The organism is Actinomadura sp. J1-007 (assembly GCF_009793335.1).
Lineage (GTDB): Bacteria > Actinomycetota > Actinomycetes > Streptosporangiales > Streptosporangiaceae > Spirillospora > Spirillospora yumaensis.
In genome coordinates this window covers 5,927,439-5,946,064 of sequence record NZ_WING01000001.1, presented here as the reverse complement: position 1 = coordinate 5,946,064, position 18,626 = coordinate 5,927,439, and the positions used below count along the sequence as shown (strand labels likewise).

General features: G+C 74.1%; 18 protein-coding genes and 3 pseudogenes. 6 read left to right on the top strand and 15 right to left on the bottom strand.

Features of this window, described 5'->3' with window-relative positions:
- Positions 1-172: 172 nt before the first annotated feature.
- From GEV43_RS27030 to GEV43_RS26995, 8 genes and pseudogenes are all read right to left on the bottom strand, one after another.
- Positions 173-1,126 (bottom strand): PQQ-binding-like beta-propeller repeat protein, encoded by a 954-nt coding sequence (locus GEV43_RS27030; RefSeq protein ID WP_175249949.1) that lies wholly within the window; start codon positions 1,124-1,126, stop codon positions 173-175.
- Complete coding sequence (locus tag GEV43_RS27025; protein ID WP_241683051.1) at positions 1,123-2,085, bottom strand: serine/threonine-protein kinase; 963 nt, start codon at positions 2,083-2,085, stop codon at positions 1,123-1,125. The genes GEV43_RS27030 and GEV43_RS27025 overlap by 4 nt, the downstream gene beginning before the upstream one ends.
- A 2-nt stretch (positions 2,086-2,087) precedes the next feature.
- Positions 2,088-2,807 (bottom strand): PQQ-binding-like beta-propeller repeat protein, encoded by a 720-nt coding sequence (locus GEV43_RS27020; protein WP_375539056.1) that lies wholly within the window; start codon positions 2,805-2,807, stop codon positions 2,088-2,090.
- Positions 2,786-3,064 carry a hypothetical protein gene (locus GEV43_RS56340; RefSeq protein ID WP_375539107.1) on the bottom strand — a complete coding sequence of 93 codons (279 nt, stop codon included), beginning with the start codon at positions 3,062-3,064 and terminating at the stop codon, positions 2,786-2,788. Before GEV43_RS56340 ends, GEV43_RS27020 begins: the two co-directional genes overlap by 22 nt.
- Positions 3,065-3,561: 497 nt before the next feature.
- Positions 3,562-4,353: pseudogene (locus GEV43_RS56335) on the bottom strand (serine/threonine-protein kinase); the annotation flags it as partial.
- Positions 4,354-4,468: 115 nt separating this feature from the next.
- Positions 4,469-4,900 (bottom strand): hypothetical protein, encoded by a 432-nt coding sequence (locus tag GEV43_RS27005; protein ID WP_160823110.1) that lies wholly within the window; start codon positions 4,898-4,900, stop codon positions 4,469-4,471.
- Between the two features lie 191 nt (positions 4,901-5,091).
- On the bottom strand, positions 5,092-6,249 hold the full coding sequence (locus tag GEV43_RS27000) for a GDSL-type esterase/lipase family protein (RefSeq protein ID WP_160823109.1): 1,158 nt from the start codon (positions 6,247-6,249) through the stop codon (positions 5,092-5,094).
- Positions 6,246-6,821: a TetR/AcrR family transcriptional regulator gene (locus GEV43_RS26995; RefSeq protein WP_160823108.1), complete on the bottom strand. Its 576-nt coding sequence runs from the start codon at positions 6,819-6,821 to the stop codon at positions 6,246-6,248. The genes GEV43_RS27000 and GEV43_RS26995 overlap by 4 nt, the downstream gene beginning before the upstream one ends.
- Positions 6,822-6,891: 70 nt before the next feature.
- On the opposite strand from GEV43_RS26995, the gene GEV43_RS26990 reads away from it, so the two are divergent.
- Positions 6,892-7,419, top strand: coding sequence for an FBP domain-containing protein (locus GEV43_RS26990; RefSeq protein ID WP_160823107.1), 528 nt, complete (start codon positions 6,892-6,894; stop codon positions 7,417-7,419).
- A gap of 45 nt (positions 7,420-7,464) precedes the next feature.
- On the opposite strand, the gene GEV43_RS26985 is transcribed toward GEV43_RS26990, so the two are convergent.
- The 3 genes and pseudogenes from GEV43_RS26985 to GEV43_RS26975 all read right to left on the bottom strand — a co-directional run bounded on the left by GEV43_RS26985 (position 7,465) and on the right by GEV43_RS26975 (position 10,792).
- Positions 7,465-8,763: a phosphodiester glycosidase family protein gene (locus GEV43_RS26985; protein ID WP_206681297.1), complete on the bottom strand. Its 1,299-nt coding sequence runs from the start codon at positions 8,761-8,763 to the stop codon at positions 7,465-7,467.
- A gap of 174 nt (positions 8,764-8,937) precedes the next feature.
- Positions 8,938-9,813, bottom strand: coding sequence for an LLM class flavin-dependent oxidoreductase (locus GEV43_RS26980; RefSeq protein ID WP_160823105.1), 876 nt, complete (start codon positions 9,811-9,813; stop codon positions 8,938-8,940).
- Positions 9,814-9,848: 35 nt separating this feature from the next.
- Positions 9,849-10,792, bottom strand: a pseudogene (locus GEV43_RS26975) (alpha/beta hydrolase family protein).
- 184 nt (positions 10,793-10,976) lie between these two features.
- Between GEV43_RS26975 and GEV43_RS26970 the strand changes: the two are divergent.
- A pseudogene (locus tag GEV43_RS26970) lies at positions 10,977-11,560 on the top strand (TetR/AcrR family transcriptional regulator); the annotation flags it as partial.
- A gap of 139 nt (positions 11,561-11,699) precedes the next feature.
- Here GEV43_RS26970 and GEV43_RS26965 read toward each other — a convergent pair.
- The 3 genes from GEV43_RS26965 to GEV43_RS26955 all read right to left on the bottom strand — a co-directional run bounded on the left by GEV43_RS26965 (position 11,700) and on the right by GEV43_RS26955 (position 14,187).
- Complete coding sequence (locus GEV43_RS26965) at positions 11,700-12,761, bottom strand: YihY/virulence factor BrkB family protein (protein ID WP_160823104.1); 1,062 nt, start codon at positions 12,759-12,761, stop codon at positions 11,700-11,702.
- A gap of 77 nt (positions 12,762-12,838) precedes the next feature.
- On the bottom strand, positions 12,839-13,750 hold the full coding sequence (locus GEV43_RS26960) for a DUF3618 domain-containing protein (protein WP_206681296.1): 912 nt from the start codon (positions 13,748-13,750) through the stop codon (positions 12,839-12,841).
- On the bottom strand, positions 13,747-14,187 hold the full coding sequence (locus GEV43_RS26955; protein WP_160823103.1) for a phage holin family protein: 441 nt from the start codon (positions 14,185-14,187) through the stop codon (positions 13,747-13,749). Before GEV43_RS26955 ends, GEV43_RS26960 begins: the two co-directional genes overlap by 4 nt.
- Positions 14,188-14,572: 385 nt before the next feature.
- Here GEV43_RS26955 and GEV43_RS26950 point away from each other — a divergent pair, with 385 nt between their 5' ends.
- Together GEV43_RS26950 and GEV43_RS26945 are read left to right on the top strand one after the other, a co-directional pair.
- The gene (locus GEV43_RS26950; RefSeq protein WP_206681295.1) at positions 14,573-15,694 is read left to right on the top strand and encodes a serine hydrolase; all 1,122 of its coding nucleotides are present in this window, start codon (positions 14,573-14,575) and stop codon (positions 15,692-15,694) included.
- Between the two features lie 154 nt (positions 15,695-15,848).
- Complete coding sequence (locus tag GEV43_RS26945) at positions 15,849-16,094, top strand: DUF2630 family protein (RefSeq protein WP_175250143.1); 246 nt, start codon at positions 15,849-15,851, stop codon at positions 16,092-16,094.
- Here GEV43_RS26945 and GEV43_RS26940 read toward each other — a convergent pair.
- Complete coding sequence (locus GEV43_RS26940; RefSeq protein WP_160823101.1) at positions 16,066-16,917, bottom strand: NAD(P)H-binding protein; 852 nt, start codon at positions 16,915-16,917, stop codon at positions 16,066-16,068. The genes GEV43_RS26945 and GEV43_RS26940 overlap by 29 nt on opposite strands.
- 94 nt (positions 16,918-17,011) lie before the next feature.
- Between GEV43_RS26940 and GEV43_RS26935 the strand changes: the two genes are divergently transcribed.
- Together GEV43_RS26935 and GEV43_RS26930 are read left to right on the top strand one after the other, a co-directional pair.
- A complete protein-coding gene (locus GEV43_RS26935; RefSeq protein ID WP_160823100.1) occupies positions 17,012-17,815 on the top strand; it encodes a helix-turn-helix transcriptional regulator in 804 nt (267 codons plus the stop codon).
- Positions 17,816-17,951: 136 nt separating this feature from the next.
- Positions 17,952-18,623, top strand: a complete 672-nt coding sequence (locus GEV43_RS26930) for a TetR/AcrR family transcriptional regulator (protein WP_160823099.1) — start codon at positions 17,952-17,954, stop codon at positions 18,621-18,623.
- Positions 18,624-18,626: the final 3 nt, after the last annotated feature.

Genomic DNA, 18,626 nt, shown 5'->3' with positions numbered 1-18,626 from the left:
GCGTCCCGGCACCGCCGGCCGCGGCGCTCTCAGGAGATCTGGAAGGCGATGATGAGGGCGCCGTAGGAGGCGGCGAAGCGGTCTCCCGAGGTCTCGATGTACGCGGCCGGGCCCGCGGTCGGGACGACGTCCTGGCTGGGGAACGTGTAGCGCCAGCGCTGCTCGCCCGTCTTCAGGTCCCAGCCGAGGAGGCCCTCGTCCCTGTCGCCCGGTGGGGAGCCGAGCCACGAGGCGAGCAGCAGCTCCCCGCAGATCGCCAGGGGTCCGAGCCGCGGGGTGTCCCTCCGCCACCGCGTGGCGCCGGTGCGCCTGTCGACCGCGCGGAGCCGGGCGTGTCGGTGAGGACGTCGCCGTCGCGAACGACGACCGATCCGCCCGCGGAGCCGGAGGGGCCGGTGCTCACCCACCGCTTGCGTCCCGTGGCGGCGTCCAGCGCGAACAGGTGCCGGCCGGCGGCGTAGACGGTGCCGCGGTCCAGCACGAGCGCTTGCATGGCACCGGCATCGGTGTCGGCCTGCCACCGCTGCGTGCCGTCGGCGACCGCGTAGGCGTGCACGCGTCCCGAGGACCGCGCGCGGAAGACCAGGCCGCCGGAGGGCGGAACGATGATCACGTCCTCGGGCTGCCGGTCGATCGTCCACAGGGCCGTCAGGCGGGCGCCGTCGACGGCGGTCAGCGTGGTGGAGGCGGCGTCGCCGCAGAAGATCACCGAATCCTGCGCTCCGAGGACCGCGGTGGCCGCGACGAGGTCGTCGACCGACGCCACCACGGAGCCGGTCGCCGGGTCGAGCCGACGCAACGAGTCGTCCGGCCCTCCTGCGGCGTACAGGGCATCGCCCGCCGCCGCGAACAACGGCTCCGGCCCGCCGTCCGACGGCTCCGGCGCCGCCGGATCATCCGGTTCCGGGAAGACCCGCCGTTCCCACCGGCGGCTCCCGGTGCGCAGGTCGACCGCGCTCAGGGCCTCGCCCGCGTCGTGGACCAGCATCTCCCCCAGGATGGCGATGGACCCGTGCGGCACCTGTTTCCTCCACAGTTCGCGCGGCGCGGGCTTCCGCATCACCGAGGCCAGGAGGTCCGCGCCGCCGGCCGTCCAGACGGCCGTCCCGGCCAGCGCCGCCGTCACGCCTCCGGCCGCCAGACCGGCGAGGGCCTTCCGGCGGCCGAACGGGTGCCCGCGCCCCGTGCCGGCCCCGGTGCCGTCTGCGGCGTCGGCGCCGGCGGCGACCTCCGCCGCGACCGGCCCGGGCAGCCACTCGTCCCCGGCGGCTGGAGGCGCGTCGGACTCGGGCAGGAAGAGGCCGGGCAGTTCCCGGGCCGCGGGCCGCCGTCCGGGGTCGCGCCGCAGGCAGGCGGCGAGAACGTCGCGCAGCGGTCCCGGCACGCCGTCCAGGTCGGGGCCTCGTGGCAGACCCGGTACAGCAGGACCTCCAAGGGGCCCTCACCGAACGTCGGGCGGCCGGTGGCGGCCAGGGCGAGCGTGGCTCCCAGGGAGAAGACGTCGGACGCCGGCCCGGCCTCTCCCGCCTCGGCCTGCTCGGGTGACAGGTAACCGGGCGAGCCGATGACGGCGCCGTCGGCGGTCAGGGTCGCATCGGCCGCGGCGCGGCTGACGCCGAAGTCGATCAGGCGCGGTCCGTCGGCGGCGAGCAGGACATTGGACGGCTTGAGGTCGCGGTGCACCAGCCCGGCGGCGTGGACGGCGTCCAGGGCCTCGGCGAGCCCGGCGCCGAGCGTGCGCACCGCGCCCTCGGGCAGCGGGCCGTGCCGCAGCACGGCGTCCCGCAGGGACGGGCCGGGAACGTAGGCGGTGGCGAGCCAGGGCGGCGAGCCGTCCGGGTCGGCGTCGACGATGGGCGCGGTGAACGCCCCGGTCACCAGCCGCGCCGCGGCGACCTCGCGCCGGAAGCGGGCCCGGAAGCCCGGGTCGCCGGCGTACCGGGCGTGCACGGCCTTCACCGCGAGCAGACGCCCGGCGCGGGAACGGGCCAGGTAGACGCGGCCCATGCCGCCCTGGCCGAGCCGCGCGACGAGACGGTGGGGGCCGAGTTCCGCGGGGTCCTCCGGACGCAGCGGCGTCGTCATGCTCACCTCCCGAACGCCAGCAGTCGCTCGCCGTCGAAGGCGTACACCCGGGCCTCGTCGGCTCGCACGGTCCACGGCGTTCGGGTGTTGCCCGGGGCGCCGAGGATCCAGTGCGGACGACCGTCGGCCGGGTTCAGCACCGCCAGTCCGGCGTTCTCGCGCCGACCGGCCAGACCGGCCGGACCGGCGAGGTCGACGGTGAGACCCGGCATGCCGACGGTGCGTGCGACCAGGCCGGGCGAGAGCGCCATGGCGATGAGCGTCCGCGGCCACGGCGGCGCGGAGGGGGTCGGCGGGGCGGGCAGCCGCGTCCGCCATCGCACCGCGCCGGTGCGTGCGTCCAGACCGTACGCGGTCTTCCCGTCGCCGATGCAGACCACCTGCGGGGTGGCTGCGAGCACGCCCGGTCCTTCGCGGCTGAATCCGTCGGCCTTCCACAGTCGGGCTCCCGTATCAGCGGCGAGGGCCGTGAGGGTGCCGAACCCGGGTACGAGGACCAGCGAGCCGGACGTCCTGACGGCGTCGTCGAAGTACGGGTCCAGCGGTGCCTGCCACCGCCGCTTGCCGGTCACCGCGTCGATCGCGTCGACCGTGCCGCCGACGGACGCGAGGCAGCATCCCGCGCCCAGAATGATCGGGGCGCCGGGGTAACCGGGCCGCGGCACTCGATAGCGCCAGCGAATCCGCCTGCTCGGCAGCGCTAAGGCGTAGACGTCGTACATCGATTTCGTCGACGAGCGGGATGGCGTCTGGTCCCGTACGACCTCCGTTCCGACGGTGAAAAGGGTCGATCCGTCGATGCCGGAGACGCGGCCGCGGTATCCGCCGGTAACTCGTTCTCGCCGATCCGCCACCGCCGCTCGCCGTCGCCCAGGTCGTAGGCCGCGATCGCACCGTGGCCCAGCGTGGAGTCGCCCCACGCGTACACCGCGTCTCCGGAAATGTGAACGGCGGCCAGGGCGGGGCTGACGGCGCGCACCGACCATCGGCGGGCGCCGGTCGAGGCGTCCAGGCAGGTGAGCTTCGCCGCCTCCCGAGCACCACCGTGTTCTCGTGCGCGGCCGTCCGCAGTACGACAAGGCCCTTGGCCTGGGGATCGGTCGTCTCCAGGTGCGGGGTGTAGGTCCACAGGGGCCGCCGGTCCTCGGACGGGTCGGCGGACGGGGAGTCGCGGGTCACCCGGTCGCGTACGAACCAGACGACGGCGCCCGCCGCCGCGACCGCACCGGCGGCACCCGTCGCCGCCAGGAATCCGCGCCGGCTGTGCCGCGCCGGCTCCTTGCTCTCCGTTCCCGCCTCGTCCTTCGGCCGTTCGGCGCCGTCCACGGGCGGATCGTTCTTCGGCGGATGGGGCCCGGTCTCCCGCTCGGGCGGCGCGGCCAGCAGGGCGGCCACCTCGTGCGTCCGAGCGGTGATCTCCTCGCGGACCGGCGGCGGCCACCACCCCCGCGGTTCCGTGCCGCCGAGGCGTTCGACGAGGTCGGGCGGGGAGGGGCGGCGGTCCGGGTCCTTGTCCAGGCACTCGGCCACGGTGGACAGCAGCGCGGCGGGGAACCCGTCGAGCAGCGGCTCTCCATGCACGATCCGGGCCAGCATCGCCGGCACCGTACCCGCGTCGAACGGCCGTGCGCCGGTCGCGGCGTACACCAGCGTCCCGCCCAGCGCGAACACGTCGGCCTCCGGTCCTGCGCGGCGTCCCGAGGCGACCTGCTCGGGCGCCATGAACGCCGGTGATCCGACCAGGGCGCCGCTGCGCGTGATCGTCGTGCCGTCCGACGTGCGGCTGATGCCGAAGTCGATGACCCGCGGGCCGTCCTGCGCGAGCAGCACGTTCGCCGGTTTCAGGTCGCGGTGGACGAGCCCCGCCTCGTGGATCGCGGTCAGCGCCTCGGCGAGCGCGGCCCCGAGGGCGCGGACGGCGGGCTCCTCCAGCGGCCCGTGCCTGCGTACCGCCTCGTTCAGCGGCGGCCCGGCGATGTAGGCGGTGGCCAGCCACGGTGGATCGCCCTCGGTGTCGGAGGCGAGCACCGGTGAGGTGAACGCGCCGCCGACCGTGCGGGCCGCCTCCACCTCGCGCTGGAACCGCGTCCGGAACACCTGGTCGCCGGACAGCTCCGGACGCACCACCTTGACGGCTGCGGCCCGCCGCCCCGGGGAACGCCCCAGGTAGACGTGGCCCATGCCACCGCTTCCGAGCACGGCCAGCAGCCGGTACGGGCCGACCCGCGGCGGGTCCTGCGCGTCCAGGTTCTTCAACCAGGTGCCCACCAGCCGAAGATACGCGGAAGAACGGCTTCTACAACCCCGCCCGCCACGGCGGTCACGCCTCCCGGCCGTACCGGCGGTTCCGGCGGTTCCGGCGGCACTGGCCGTTCGACGGTCGTCAGGGGGAGCCGCGGCGGGCGGCGCCGGTCACCGAGGCGAATCCCGCGGCTCCGGCCAGGAAGGCGGACGAGAGTCCCAGGTGGCCCGACCACAGCGACCCCAGTGGCGAGGCGGTCGACGCGCCGACCGCCAGGCCGACCGGCGTCCCGATGAGAACGCCGACCGCCACGCCCCGCCACCGCCTCGGCGGACGGTGAGCGAGGGCCCCGACCACGGGCAGGACGAGCGGGACCGCCGCGATCGCCCACCCCGCGGTGGGCGGCCCGCCGAACAGGAGCCGCAGGCCGAGCATCCCCGCCGCCGCGGCGATCGCCACGGCGGTCCAGACGAGCAGCTTGACCGGGCCGAACCGTTCGTCGGAACGGCCCGGCTCGTACGCGCCGCCGCCGTCGGCTCCGAACCACCAGAACGACAGCATGTCGGCCGCCATGTCCCCGAGCCCCTGCCGCCACCCGCGAGCCCGGGGCTCCCCCGCACGATCACCCGCCACCTGTGCACCCTTCACGCGTCGACACGACTCCCCCGGCCATGGCGAACGGTCCGCCGGCAGCGGCCGTCCCGGGCTTCCGCCAGGGGCCAATCATGCCGTTCACGTGGTCGGGCGGGGTCCCCGGGGGCCCTTCACCTGCTCCACAGGCCGCCGTTCTCGAAGATCTGCGCGGCGAAGCGTTCGCCGATGCGGCGGTGGCCGGCGGGCGCGGGGTGGACCCCGTCGGGCAGGGGCAGTTCGGCGAAGTCGGCTTCGCCGTAGAGCGACCGGCCGTCCAGGTAGTGCAGGTTGGGGTCGTCGTTCGCCCGCTGCGCGGTGATGCGCGCGAGCTCGTCCCGGATGACGTTGAGCGTCAGGCGTCCGCCGGCGACGTCCGCCGGGTCGCCGACGGCGCGGAACCGCAGGTCCGGGCTGTCGGTGTCGAGGGCGAGCGGTCCCGGCGTGTCCTCCTGGATCGGGCAGAGGATCGGCGAGATCACCAGCAGCGGCGTGCTGGGATGCCCCTCGCGGACGGTGTCGAGGAACCCGTGGACCGCCGGGGTGAACGCCCGCAGGCGCATCAGGTCGGTGTTGGCCAGGTTGATGCCGATCTTGAGGCTGATCAGGTCCGCCGGAGCGTCGCGGACGGCGCGCGCGGTGAACGGGTCGAGCAGCGCGTTGCCGCTGAACCCCAGGTTGACCAGGTCCACGCCGCCCCGCGCCGCGGCCAGCGCGGGCCAGGTCTCGGTGGGGCTCGCGGCGCTGGAGCCGTGGCTGATCGAGCTGCCGTGGTGCAGCCACACCCTTCGGCCCCCGTCCGGTACGGGCTCGACCGGCGCGTCCGTGCGCAGCGCGATCAGCTCGGTGGGCTCGGTCTGCGGCAGCCAGATCTCCACGTCCTTGGACTCGGCGGGCAGGCCGTCGAAACGGACGGTGCCGGGCGGGCCGGGCCGGACGGTCGCGGTCTGGTCGGCCATCTCGATGACGGCGAGGTCGCCGCCCGGCGCGGTGGCCTGCCCGGCCAGGCGGCCGTCGACCACCAGGTCGTACAGGCCGTCCGGCTGGGGCGGCGCGCCGCGGTAGGCGCGCTTGGTGGCGAGCACGTCCAGCTCGACGGCGGTGGCCCGGGTGCGGAAGGCCAGCCGGACGCCGGAGGGCTGGGCCTCCGTCCTGGCCAGGTACTCGTCCGGGAACTGCCTGCGGGCCCAGCCGGGCAGCCGGTGCGGCAGCACGCCGCGCTCGGTGCGTTCCAGGTCGAGGGCTCCGCGCACGAGGCGCGCGTCGATGGGCGTATGGGTCCAGCCGGTCATTCGGATCTCCGTGGATGGTTTCTGAGAGCGAAGTCGAGGGTGTCGAGAGTCCAGGCCCAGGAGTCCTCGGCCGCGCGCGGGGTGTGTCGGAAGCCGCCCGCCAGCTCCAGGCTCACGTACCCGTGGAACGCGCCGCCGAGGAAGCGCACGGCGTCGGTCTGGTCGGGCTCGGGCAGGTCGTAGCCGCGCAGGATCGCGCGCGTCATCTCCGAGTGCCGGGGCGCCGCGCTGGCCGCCGCGGTCTCGGGGTCGAGCTCGAACCGGGCGGCGGCGTACCGGCCCGGGTGCTGCCTGGCGTAGTCGCGGTAGGCGTTGGCGAACGCCACCAGCGCCTCCTTGCCCGCGCGCCCCGCCAGCGCGGCGGCGGCCCTGTCGGCCAGCTCCTCCAGGGCCAGCAGCGCCACCCGCACCTTCAGCTCCCGCGCGTTCTCGATGTGCGCGTACAGGCTCGGGTCCTTGACGCCGAGCCTGCGCGCGACCGCCGAGACGGTCACCCGGTCGAAGCCGATCTCGTCGGCCAGTTCCGCCGCCGTACGGGTGAGCAGCTCGCCGGTGATGCCCGCGCGCGCCATCGGACCCTCCCTTGACCTAGGCAAATAAATTTTTTGCCTAATTGTATTAGAGGAGCTAGCCTCAGCGTACATGAGACCGATCACTGAGAGCGACATCCGCAGGTCGTTCGCCAACTGCTCGAAGGGCGAGGCGAAGCGGCTGACCGTTCCGAAGGACCTGGACGAGCGCCCCTGGGGCGATCTGGACTTCCTCGGATGGCGAGATCCCGGCGCCCCCGAACGCGGCTGCCTGGTCGCCGAGCGCGACGGCGGCGGCCTCGTCGGGATCGCGCTCCGCGCGGCCCGCGGGACCTCGCGCGGGTTCACCTCGCGCAGCATGTGCTCGCTCTGCCTGACCACCCACGCCAGCGGCGGCGTGGCGCTGATGACCGCGCGCCGCACCGGCGAGGCCGGACGGCAGGGCGACTCGGTGGGACGGTACGTGTGCGCGGACCTGGCCTGCTCCCTCTACACGCGCGGCCTGAAGCAGCCGGGCGTGGGCGGCGTCCTGGACGAGACCCTCTCCCTCGACGAGAAGATCGCCCGCACCCGGGACAACCTGGCCGCGTTCCTCGACAAGGTGACCGAGCCGTCCCGCACCCCGTCCTCAGCGACCTGACCGCGGAGCGCGGGCGCAGGGGCAGGGGCGCGGCGCGGTCTGGGCTCAGGGGCGGGTGAAGACGCCGATGCCGTTGGCCACGGGCCGTTCGGTGCCGTCGGACGGGGCGTTGCGCACGGTCGCGGCCGGTTCTCCGGGGCCGCGCACGACGAACGTCGAGGAGCCGCCGCCGTCCAGGTTGACGGCGTCGTCCGCGCCCGCCCGGCCGAGCAGCGCGGCCAGCTCGGCGACGGTCACGCCGCCGCTCCGCTCCGACCTGCCGTCCACCACCACGAGGTACAGGCGGCGCCCGGCGCGGCCGACGCCCGCGGCCGTACGGGGCGCGGGCCCCGCCGCGTCGAGCCCGGCCAGCGGCGCACCGTCGCGCAGGATCGGGAAGCCGCCGACGGCGAAGCGGAGCCGTCGCGCTCCGGTGAACCGGTAGCGGACGTTCGCACGGTCGCCGGGCCGCAGGGTACGGAGCGTGCGGGCGGCCTGCTCGCGGCCGACCAGCACCGTCGTGCCCGGCGGGATCGGCCCCTCGCCGACCTTGTCCGCGACCTCGGTGACCACGCCGCGCCGCACGGTCACCTCGGCGGTCTCCGTGCTGCATGGCGCGCCGCGTACGGTGTCGGTGCCGCAGACCGCGCGCTGCCGCGACACCGTTCCCCACGCGCCGGTGAACGCGCCCGCGCCGCCGACCGGCAGCGCGTACTGGTTGAGCCCGCGCAGCGCGAGGGAGACTTCGCCGGAACGGATCGTTCCGGACAGGTGCAGCCGGGCCACGCGGGCGCGGCGGTCCGCGCCGACGCCGATGACGTCCTCGGCGGACGTGGTGGGCGGCAGGGCGGGGCCGAACCGCTGCCCGTCGGGCACGGCCCCCTTCAGCGGGCGGCCGCCGTCCACCTCGGGGCCGGACGACGAGCCGGTCGGGACGACCCCGGCGTGGGTCTCGCTGATGTTGAAGAAGTCGCCGTTGATCCCGCCGACGGCGCGCTGGGCGTTGGCCATCGCCGAGACCGTCCGGCGGGCCGCGATCACGGGCGGACGCAGCAGCCCCACGGACACGCGCGGATCGCGCAGGTCGACCTCCAGCAGGTCGCCGCGGACGGGCCCGCCGAGCCCGGACGTCTCGAACGTCCGGAACACCACGCCGGGAGCCACCCGGGCGGCGGGGCCGTACCGCGGCGCCCGGTCGGCGGCCGAACGCGGAGGCGCCGACGACGCGCGCGCGTCCGGACGCTCACCGGAACCCGCGCCGTCCACGCCCGGCACACCCGGCACGCTCGGGGCCTGCGCGTCCGCCGGAGCCGCCCCGCAGAGCACGGCCGCCGCGAGCAGCGCGGCCGTCACCTTTCCCACCACCGCTGCCGCCTTCCTCCCGCGTGACCGAACGCAACGATCATGGCGCGTGGAAGGTGACGAACGGGCATGGTGATGACGAACGATCATCAACGATCAGGTGCGCCGCGACCAGGAGAGAATCCCCGTGCCCCCGTGCCGTCCGACGGTTGGGGCCGTACGGCGAGGAGACTCTTCCTACGCCGACGCGCTGATGAGCTTGTCGACGACCCACTGTGCGACGCCGTCGGGGTAGGGAGCCGGCAGGCCGAGGACGACGTGCCGGAAGCCGGCGTCGATCGCTTCGCCGATCGCGGCCCGGGTGGCGCCGGGCTCGTCGTACGAGACGGGCAGGTGGATCGAGCGGGTGATCGAGCCGGGGTCGCGGCCGATCTCGGCGCAGTAGCGGTCCAGCAGCGCGCCGCGGCGTACGACGTCGTCGATGTCGCCGCCGGGGATGTTCCACACGTCGGCGTGCTCGGCGGCGATGCGCAGCGTCGCGGACGACCGCCCGCCGATGACGATCGGCGGATGCGGCCGCTGAACGGGCTTGGGGTTGCAGAACGCCCCGGTGAGGCGGTGGTGGGCGCCGTCGAAGTCGAACGGTTCGTCCTCCGTCCACAGCCGCCGGATCACGGTGCAGGCTTCGGCGAGGCTGCCCACGGCGTGCGCGGTGTCGTGGAAGGGCAGGCCGTGCGCGTCGTACTCGCGCCGGGCCAGAGCGATGTCGGGCCGCGAGCCGACGCCGATGCCGAACTCCAGCCGTCCGCCGGAGACGATGTCGACGGTCGCGGCGATCTTGGCCAGCATCGCGGGCGGCCGGAACCGGTTGCTGGTCACCAGCACGCCGAGCCTCAGCCGGCGGGTCTGCGCGGCGAGCGCCGACAGCAGCGTCCAGCCTTCGTGGACCGGGCCGTCCGGGTCGCCGCCGATCGGCATGAGGTGGTCGAACAGCCAGGCGTGCTCGATCTCCGGGATCGCGTCCGCCTCGCGCCAGACCCGCAGGACGTCCTGGTACTCGACCTGGGAGGGGGCGGTCATGATCCCGAAACGCGGCGGGGGTGTGCGCGGCATGGGGCCATCGGTCCTTTCATTTCGCGCCTTCGGGTTCACTTGCTCTCGATGCTGCCCAGCGGATCGGGGCTCGCCGTGAACGCGGCGCGCGCCTCGTCCCAAGCGGTGTCTCCGGAGTAGAGCGCGCTGCGCAGATAGGCCCAGGTGAGCCGCTGGAGCGCGGCGACCCGTTCCGGGCTCTCGTCCGTCGTCTCGGTCACGGTGTAGCCGGGGATCCCGCCGAGCGAATGCTCTCCACCGAACAGCGTGAGAAGGCTCTTGCCGCCGGGGCTCGCGGAGTACGGGTCGGCGAACCAGTCCGGCCCCGCACGGTCAGCGGGGAGTCGTCCTTGTCGCCCGCGACCACGAGGGCCGGGGTGGTCATGTCCGCGAAATCCGGGTCCATGAACGGGAGGTTCTCGACCGCGAACGGCGTCAGGTCGTCCCCGCCCAGGCCGGGGGTGCTCAGCAGCACCCCCGCCTTGACGCGCGGGTCGGACAGGTCCTCGCCCGGACGCCCGTCGGAGTCGAGGATCCGCGCGCCCAGCAGCATGCTCGCCGTCTGGCCGCCCCAGGAGTGCCCGGCCACCGCGACGCGGCTCCGGTCCAGGCGTCCGGCGAGACCGGGAACGGCGGCCTCAACGAGATCGAGTTCGTCGATGACGCGCTTCAGGTCCTCGACCCGGAAACGCCAGATCAGCGGCGTACGGGGGTCGTCCGGAGGGATGTTCAGCGTCCTGGAGTCGAGGTGGGTCGGCTGGATCACCGCGAACCCGTGCGCGGTCCAGAAGTCGACCAACGGGCCGTAGCCCTCCAGCGACCAGCCATAGCCGTGCGAGAAGACGATGATGGGCAGTTCGCGTCCGCTCACGGGCGCTGACACTCGTACCCGCAGGTCCTCGCCGCGCCCGGGGGCGGGCAGCACCACCGGCTTCACGGAGACGACCGGCGTGGGCTCGCCAAGGCCCGGCTCCGCAGCAGCCGTCATGGATTCAGTCATGGGAAGTCTTCCTTCGATCATTTCTCGGTGGTCCCCGCCCGCCCGCCTGCGGCCGGCTGGACGGCGACGGCGCGCCGTTTGGCCGCCGGGCGCCCGCTCTGGCATCCTGGGCAAGCGGAACCTTGTTCCGGTAAAGATACGGAACTGTGTTCCGTTTGGCAAGCCGGCAGGAAGGAGCGGCGCGGTGAGCGACGGCGACGAGGGCGCGGGGCGCGCGGCCCGGTCCAAGCGGGCGGACGCCCGGCGCAACGAGGAGTCCCTGCTCGACGCGGCCGCCGCGGTCTTCGTCGAGTCGGGCGTGGAGGCGCCGGTACGCGACATCGCGGCCAGGGCCGGAGTCGGGACGGGCACGATCTACCGCCACTTCCCGACGCGGGCGGACCTCATCATCGCCGTCTACCGGCACCAGGTCGAAGCCTGCGCGGAAGCCGGACCGGCCCTGCTCGCGAGCAGCGAGTCCCCTACGCCGCGCTGGGGCAGTGGATCGACCTGTTCGTCGACTTCCTCGTCACCAAGCACGGGCTGGCCGCGGTGCTCCAGTCCGACAACGCCGGCTTCGAGGCCCTGCACGCCTACTTCCTCGACCGCCTCGTCCCCGTGTGCACCCGGCTCCTCGACGCCGCGGCGGACGCGGCCGAGATCCGCCCCGGCCAGAGCGCCTACGAGCTGATGCGCGGCGTAGGAAACCTCTGCATCGGCGCCGACCAGGACCCCCGCTACGACGCCCGCCGCCTGGTCACCCTCCTGATCTCAGGCCTCCACCACCCCAGTGACCTCACCCCCGCCCAACGCGAGAGGTCGCTGCCGGTAGGGGCTGGGCGCGGCGGCTCTTCCGAGCATGGGTGGGCCGGGGCGGCTCGTGGGGGCCGCCCCGGCCCGGGGCGCGGGGTTCTGTCGGTGGGCGGGGTTACGGTGCTCTCGGGTGGTCGGGGTGTGGGGCGTCGGGGCCCTGGTGGGACGGGTCGTCGTCGAGTTTGCGGGTGTCGCGGTGCCGCATGTACGGCTCCTCGTGCTCGGGGTGGCCGGCGGCGATGGCGCGGCCGCGTTCGAGTTCGGCGTTGAACTCGGCGCCGAGCAGGATGGCGAGGTTGGAGATCCACAGCCAGACCAGGAAGACGATCACTCCGGCGAGGCTGCCGTAGGTCTTGTTGTAGGAGGAGAAGTTGGCGACGTAGACGGCGAACAGGCCCGAGGCGACCAGCCAGAGCACCACGGCGAGGACGCCTCCGGGGGTGACCCACCGGAAGCCGTGCCGGGCGTTCGGCGAGGCCCAGTACAGCAGGGCGATCAGGAGGCTGACCACCAGGAGCATGACGGGCCACTTGGCGATGTCCCAGACGGTGACGGCGGTCGAGCCGAGGCCGATCAGGTCGCCGGCCCTGCGGGCGAGCGGCCCGGAGACCACGACGGCGATGGCGGAGGCCGCCAGCAGCACCAGCGTGACCAGGGTGACGGCGACGCGGATCGGCAGCGTCTTCCAGATCGGCCTGCCCTCGCGCACGTCGTAGACGGCATTGGAGGCGCGCATGAACGCGGCCACGTAACCGGACGCCGACCAGATCGCGGCGGCGAGGCCGAGGACCGCGGCGACGCCCGCGCCGGTCCGGTTGCCCTGGAGTTCGGTGAGGGCGCTGACCAGGACGTGCTTGACGGAGCCCGGGGCAGCGGCGCCCAGGTTGTCGATCAGGTCCTGGGAGAGCGACGTGCCCGCCAGGCCGATCAGGGACACCAGCGCCAGCAGCGCGGGGAAGATCGACAGGACTCCGTAGTAGGTGAGCGCGGCGGCCCAGTCGCCGAGGTTGTCGTCCTTGTACTCGCCGAACGTGCGCTTGACCGCGCCCCACCAGGAGGCCCGTCCGAGGTCGGTCGGCTTCTCCGGCCTCCGGTGGTCACCCGAGCGGGGCGGCCAGTCCGTGGGGGTCCGCTCGGTGCGCTTCGGCTCGCTGTGCGTGCGGGTGTGCTTGCTCATGGCGTACGCCTCGGTCGGTTGTCGGATGGCCGGTCAGGCCGGAACGGGTTCGGCCGGCACCGGCCTGACCTGCCGGGTCACTCGGATCGGGTGGCGCGGCGCCGGCCCCGTTCGGCGGCCACCAGCACCGCCGCCGCCGTGGCCGCGCCCAGGAGCCGCGGCCGTCCGCGGGACGACGCGGCGACGCGGCGCGACCGCGACGCGAGCCGCGCGGCCGCCTCCTGTCCGCGGTCCCCGACCCGGCCGGGGACGTCGCTCTGGTTGACCGCGGCGCCGAGCCCTGCCGCCTTGCCGCGCATCTGCGCGGCGGACGACCGGGCGGTCCGCGCCGCCCGCTGCCACGGCGACCGCTGCTGCGCGCGGCGCGCCCGGCGCAGGCGGATCCAGCCGACCGTCACTCCGGCGGCCAGCAGGGCGCCGCCCGCGGCCATCGCGCCGCGCCGGGCCTGCCCGCGGCGGGTCTCGGACGCGGACGCCTCGCGGGCCTTGGCCTTGGTCTGGTCCTGGGCCTGCCGCACCGTTCCCTTGGCGTTCTCGGCCTTCGCGCGGGCCTGCCCGGCCTTGCCGCGCGCCCGCGCCTTGACGTTCTGGCCGACCTGGCCCGCCTTGGCCTTGGCGCGCGCCTTGACGTCGGTCTTGGCGACCAGCGCCTCGACGGTGTCGCCGAGGTCGGCGCGCGTGCGTTCGATGTGGGCGCGCAGCTCCTCGGGCGAGTCCGTGTCCTCCGGCGGGCCGGTGTCCTCGGACGGGCCGGTGTCTCGCGCGGCCCCGCCACGCGCCTGCTCGGACGTACTGGAGCCTCGCTTCTCGGCCGTACGGGAGTCCTGCTCCTTGGGCGTGCGGGTGGCCCGCTGCTCGGGTGTGCGGGAGTCGTTCGGGCCGGTCGGGTGGCCGCCGGCGGCCTGCGGGTTCATCAGGACCGGCACCGGCTGGTCGCCGGTCGGGTCCCCGCCCGTCGCACCGGACCGGGTGGTGTGGTCGTCCGTCATCGGTGTGCCCTCTCCTTCACCTCGGTGACGTCGCGCCTGACGCCTTCGATCGCCTGTTCGGGCATCGGCGGCGTCCCCTGCTTCGTCTGCCGCCGCCCGGTGACGGCGAGCACGCCGGCCAGGACGAACAGCGCCCCGGCGACGATCAGCGCGGCGGCCCAGAGCGGCAGGACCAGCGCCAGCGCGGCGATCGCCACGGCCACCAGCGCGCCGGCCCCGTACAGGGCGACCAGGCCCGCGCCGCCGAACAGGCCGACGCCCATCCCGGCGTGCCGGCCCTTCTCGGTGATCTCGGCCTTGGCCAGGCGCAGCTCCGAGCGCACCAGCTCCGACATCTGCTCGGTGGCCTGTTTGACCAGTTCCCCGATGTCCTGGTCAGGGGGACGTGACGAGGATGCGGGGGCCTGTCGATCTGTGGACGGTCGGACCGTGGTCATCGCAGGATCCCTTCCTTGATCGTTCGTTCGTCCTGGTAAGTGGTGACATGGGATTCATGTGTCCGTGCCCGGTCGGAGCCCTTTAAACCAGCCCTGGTCAGGTCGCCCCCGCCCGTTCCGCCCCAGGTCAGTGGCCCGATCCGGGTACGCCCGGGGCCTGCGGGCCTCCCGGGCCCCAGCACGGGAACCCGGAAGGCGTCCCACCGGGTGGCGGCCGAAGCGTGCCCGCGACATCAGGGTGGTCCCCCATTCCCGGGTCGGGGACATCCCCGATTCACAAAGAGGCGGTAATGCCTTGTGCTTGTTTCGACGGGGAATTCGGGCCGCCGGGAAAGCGGGGAGCGTTCACATGCAGGTCAGCAGGGAAAAGGCAACGAGGACGGCGGTGACGCTGGGGGCGGCGGTCCTGCTGTCGGCGACCGCCGTCGCGACGGCGACCGCCGATTCGCGGTCGCACGGCAAGACCCGCGAAGCGCTGAACGAGATCGTGCGCGGCGGCACCCCCGGCGTCATCGCGCAGGTCACCAGCGGTCGCCACGTCTGGAACGCCCACGAGGGCGTGGCCGTGATCGGCGGGAGGGAACGGCGCGCGAACGAGCGGTTCCGCGTCGCGAGCCTGACCAAGCCGTTCACCGCGACCGTCCTGCTGCAAATGGAGGCGGAGAAGGAACTGTCGCTGGACGACAGCGTCGAGAAGTGGCTGCCGGGCGTGGTACGAGGCAACGGATATGACGGCCGGCGGATCACCGTACGGCAGTTGCTCAACCACACGAGCGGCATCTTCAACTACAACGACGACAAGTCGTTCCTCGCGAAATTCTCCGGGGACGCGTTCCTCAAGCACCGCTTCGACGGGGCGACCCCGGAGGAGCTCGTACGGACCGCGCTCGCCAACCCGCCCGTGTTCCGGCCGCCCGGCGCGCCGGGCCGCTGGGCCTATTCGGACACCAACTACATCCTCGCCGGGATGATCATCGAGAGGGTCTCCGGCGGGAGCTACGCCCACGAGGTCGAGCGGCGCATCGTCCGGCCCCTCAACCTGCGCTCGACGTCCGTGCCCGGCCGGACGGCCGCCCTGCCCGGAAGGCACGCCAGGCACTATTCGACGCTGGGCGGCGGCAAGGTCCACGACGTCACCGAGTTCGACCCCAGCGTGGCCGGGTCCGCCGGGCAGATCATCTCGACCGCCGGCGACCTCAACCGCTTCTTCCGCGCGCTCATGCGGGGCTGGCTCCTGCCGCCGTCGCAGCGCGGGAAGATGCTCGACACCGTCCCGGTCGAGGGCGCCGACGGGCACGGCGGCGGGAACGACCGCTACGGCCTCGGCCTGCGCAAGTTCAAGCTGAGCTGCGGATGGGTGTGGGGCCACGGCGGCATGCTGCCGGGCTCGCTGTCCCGCGTGGCCGCCAGCCGCGACGGCCGCCACGTCCTCACCCTCAACCGCAACGCCGACTGGGGCGACCAGGCCCTGGAGGACAGAACCGTAGAAGCCGAATTCTGCTCCTGACCCCCATCCGGACCCGCGTCGGCAGCCGACGCGACGCGCTCAGCATGCCGGCGATCTGCCGGAACGGATCGAACGGGCCGTCGGCCGCTGACTTGCCCGGGGGTGGTGGGGCGGGGGATTCTCTGGGGGTCGTCCCACCGGACAGGAGATCGCGATGGACGAGAAGGAGATCCTCGGCCGGATCGAACGGATCGTGGCCGAGGAGCACGAGCTGCGGGAGCGCAGGCAGCGGCAGGAGCTGGGCAACGCCGAGGAGCACGAGCGGCTGAAACAGCTCGAAGTGGCGCTCGACCAGTGCTGGGACCTGCTCCGGCAGCGGCGGGCGAGGCTCGCCGCCGGGCAGGACCCGCAGGACGCGCGGTCGCGTCCGGCTAGCGAGGTCGAGAACTACCTCCAGTGAAGTCGGGCGCGTGGTCGCGCGCCCATTCCGCGTAGGGGCGCGCGTCGCGGCCCGTCACGCGCCGGACGGTGTCGGTCGCCCGCGCCGGGCGGCCGACGGAGTCCTCCGCGTGCTCGATGAGGATCTCGGCCATCTCCGGCGGGCCCCACTGGGCGAGGCTCTCGCGGTGGTCGTCCAGGCTCTGGAGGACGAAGCGGACGGGCTGGCCGATCGCCTCGCCGATCAGGTCCGCCTGCTCGCGGCGCGTGACGGACTCCGGGCCGGTCAGCTCGTACACGGCGCCCTCGTGGCCCGGTTCGGTGAGGGCCCGGGCGGCGACGGCGGCGATGTCGGCCTCGTGGATCGGCGTCGAATGCGATTCGGGGAACGGGTCGTGCACCGTCCCGTCCGCGCGGATCGTCGGGGCCCATGACAGCGTGTTGGTCGCGAAGCCGCCGGGGCGGAGCAGCGTGCGGGCGATCCCGGAGGCCGCCACGGCCCGTTCGGCCTCGCCGTGCATGCGCGCGATCGGGTCGGCGGAGTCGGTGGAGGCGCCGATCGCCGAGAGCAGCACGATGTGCCGGACTCCGGCGGAACGGGCCGCGGCCACGAAGCCGTCCAGACCGCGCGGCTCGGCGTAGAGGAAAACCCCGGCGACGCCGTCGAGCGCCGGGCCGAACGTGTCCGGGTCGGCGAGATCGGCCGCGACGGCCTCCACGCCTTCGGGAAGCTGTGCCGCGGCGGGTTCGCGCCCGGCGGCACGGACCTTCGCGCCGTTCGAGAGCAGTTGCTGAACGAGGCTGCGCGCGATGCGTCCGCGCGCCCCCGTGACCAGGATCGTCATGGGTCCAGGCTGGCCCGCCCGGCGCGGGAGCGGGTAGGCACCGTTCGGCCTGGGACCGGCGGTACCAGGCCCGGGACGGGTCATCATGGTGGTGATGAACAGAACGGAACTGGCCGGGTTCCTGCGCAGCAGGCGCGCGCGGATCCAGCCGGACGAGGCCGGGCTCGCCCCCGGCGGGCGCCGGCAGACGCCCGGCCTGCGCCGCGAGGAGGTCGCGCTGCTCGCGGGCATCTCGGTCGACTACTACATCCGCCTCGAACAGGGCCGCGGCCCGCGCCCGTCCGCCCAGGTGCTCGACGCGCTCGGACGGGCCCTGCGGCTGACCGGCGACGAGCACGGCTACCTGCTGCGGCTCGCGGACCAGGCGCCCCGGGCGAACGCGTCGCGGACCGTCCCGGACCACGTGCTCGGCCTGCTCGAACGGCTCGACGACGTCCCCGCCATGGTGATCAACGCCTGCTACGACATCCTGGCCTGGAACCGGATGCTGGTCGCGCTGATCGGCGACCTGTCGGACGTTCCCGAACGGCGGCGCAACACGCTGCGCTGGCTCTTCTCGTCCGAGGACGGGCACCATCCCGCGCTGGCGCGCCGCTGCGTGGCCGACCTGCGCGCGAGCGGCCGCTACCCGGATGATCCCGACGTGCGGCGGCTGGTGGACGAGCTGCGCGGGACGAGCCCGGCGTTCGCCGAGCTGTGGGCGGCGCGCGAGATCGAGGTCCAGCGGACGATGACCAAGCGCGCCGTCCACCCCGTGGTCGGGGAGCTGGAACTCGACTGCGACATCCTCCCGCTGCCCGACCGCGACCAGCGCATCGTGCTGTACGCGGGCGCCCCCGGCAGCCTCACGCAGCGCCGCCTGCGCGCCCTCCGCGCCTCCTACGCCGACCCGGCCTAGCCCCCTTCACCCGCTCCACCTGCGCGAACACGCCCTCCATTGCACGATGCAACGGTCCGGGTCTACCGTGGTGCGCACAGAGTTTGGGCGACTGCTTAAAGCGCCTGCCCAAACCAGAGATGGGAGGCCGGGATCAGTGAACGGTGAGGACGGCGAGGCCGCGGCCCGCACGGGCGCGTCTCCGGACGGCGCGGGCGGCCCGGACGGCGCGGGGGCGGCGAAGAAGGGTGGGACGACGCGCGGGCGGCTGCTGGAGGCGGCGGTGGAGCTGCTGGCCGAGAGCGGGTGGGCCGCGGTGACGTCCCGCGTGGTGGCCGACCGGGCGCAGGTCAACAACGCGCTCGTGCACTACTACTTCGGGACGGTCGACGCGCTGCGGCGCGCGGCCGTGACGCACGCGCTCGAAGCGGAGCTGGAGGCCCCGGTCCTCGCGATCCTCCAGGCCGAGAACGCCCTGGACGGGCTCGTCGCCGCGATCACCGAACTCGCGGCCGGGGGCGCCGCCTCCCCCGCCAAGCGGGTGCTGGCCGAGGCGATGGTGCAGGGCCTGCGCGACGAGTCGCTGCGCGCGGACACCGCGACGCAGATCCGGACGTTCCGCGAGCTGCTGGCGGGACGGCTCGCCGAGGACCAGGCGGCGGGAAAGCTGCGCGCGGACGCCGATCCGAAGGCGATCGCCGAGACGTTTGCCGCACTGATGGACGGGCTCCTGCTGCATCTGATGGCCGATCCGGGCTTCGATCCCGTATCCGCCACGACGGCCCTGGTCGCGATGCTGCGGCCGCGTACCGACGAGCGAGCGAGGTGAGCG

Bases quoted from the DNA above. Each gene is read 5' to 3' on its own strand.
- GEV43_RS26965 (WP_160823104.1), bottom strand. From the start codon at position 12,761: ATGAGCAAGCACACCCGCACGCACAGCGAGCCGAAGCGCACCGAGCGG.
- GEV43_RS26960 (WP_206681296.1), bottom strand. From the start codon at position 13,750: ATGACGGACGACCACACCACCCGGTCCGGTGCGACGGGCGGGGACCCG.
- GEV43_RS26980 (WP_160823105.1), bottom strand. From the start codon at position 9,813: ATGCCGCGCACACCCCCGCCGCGTTTCGGGATCATGACCGCCCCCTCC.
- GEV43_RS27025 (WP_241683051.1), bottom strand. From the start codon at position 2,085: ATGACGACGCCGCTGCGTCCGGAGGACCCCGCGGAACTCGGCCCCCAC.
- GEV43_RS27005 (WP_160823110.1), bottom strand. From the start codon at position 4,900: ATGGCGGCCGACATGCTGTCGTTCTGGTGGTTCGGAGCCGACGGCGGC.
- GEV43_RS26935 (WP_160823100.1), top strand. From the start codon at position 17,012: ATGAACAGAACGGAACTGGCCGGGTTCCTGCGCAGCAGGCGCGCGCGG.
- GEV43_RS26990 (WP_160823107.1), top strand. From the start codon at position 6,892: ATGAGACCGATCACTGAGAGCGACATCCGCAGGTCGTTCGCCAACTGC.
- GEV43_RS27020 (WP_375539056.1), bottom strand. From the start codon at position 2,807: ATGTACGACGTCTACGCCTTAGCGCTGCCGAGCAGGCGGATTCGCTGG.
- GEV43_RS27000 (WP_160823109.1), bottom strand. From the start codon at position 6,249: ATGACCGGCTGGACCCATACGCCCATCGACGCGCGCCTCGTGCGCGGA.
- GEV43_RS26995 (WP_160823108.1), bottom strand. From the start codon at position 6,821: ATGGCGCGCGCGGGCATCACCGGCGAGCTGCTCACCCGTACGGCGGCG.
- GEV43_RS26945 (WP_175250143.1), top strand. From the start codon at position 15,849: ATGGACGAGAAGGAGATCCTCGGCCGGATCGAACGGATCGTGGCCGAG.
- GEV43_RS26940 (WP_160823101.1), bottom strand. From the start codon at position 16,917: ATGACGATCCTGGTCACGGGGGCGCGCGGACGCATCGCGCGCAGCCTC.
- GEV43_RS26955 (WP_160823103.1), bottom strand. From the start codon at position 14,187: ATGACCACGGTCCGACCGTCCACAGATCGACAGGCCCCCGCATCCTCG.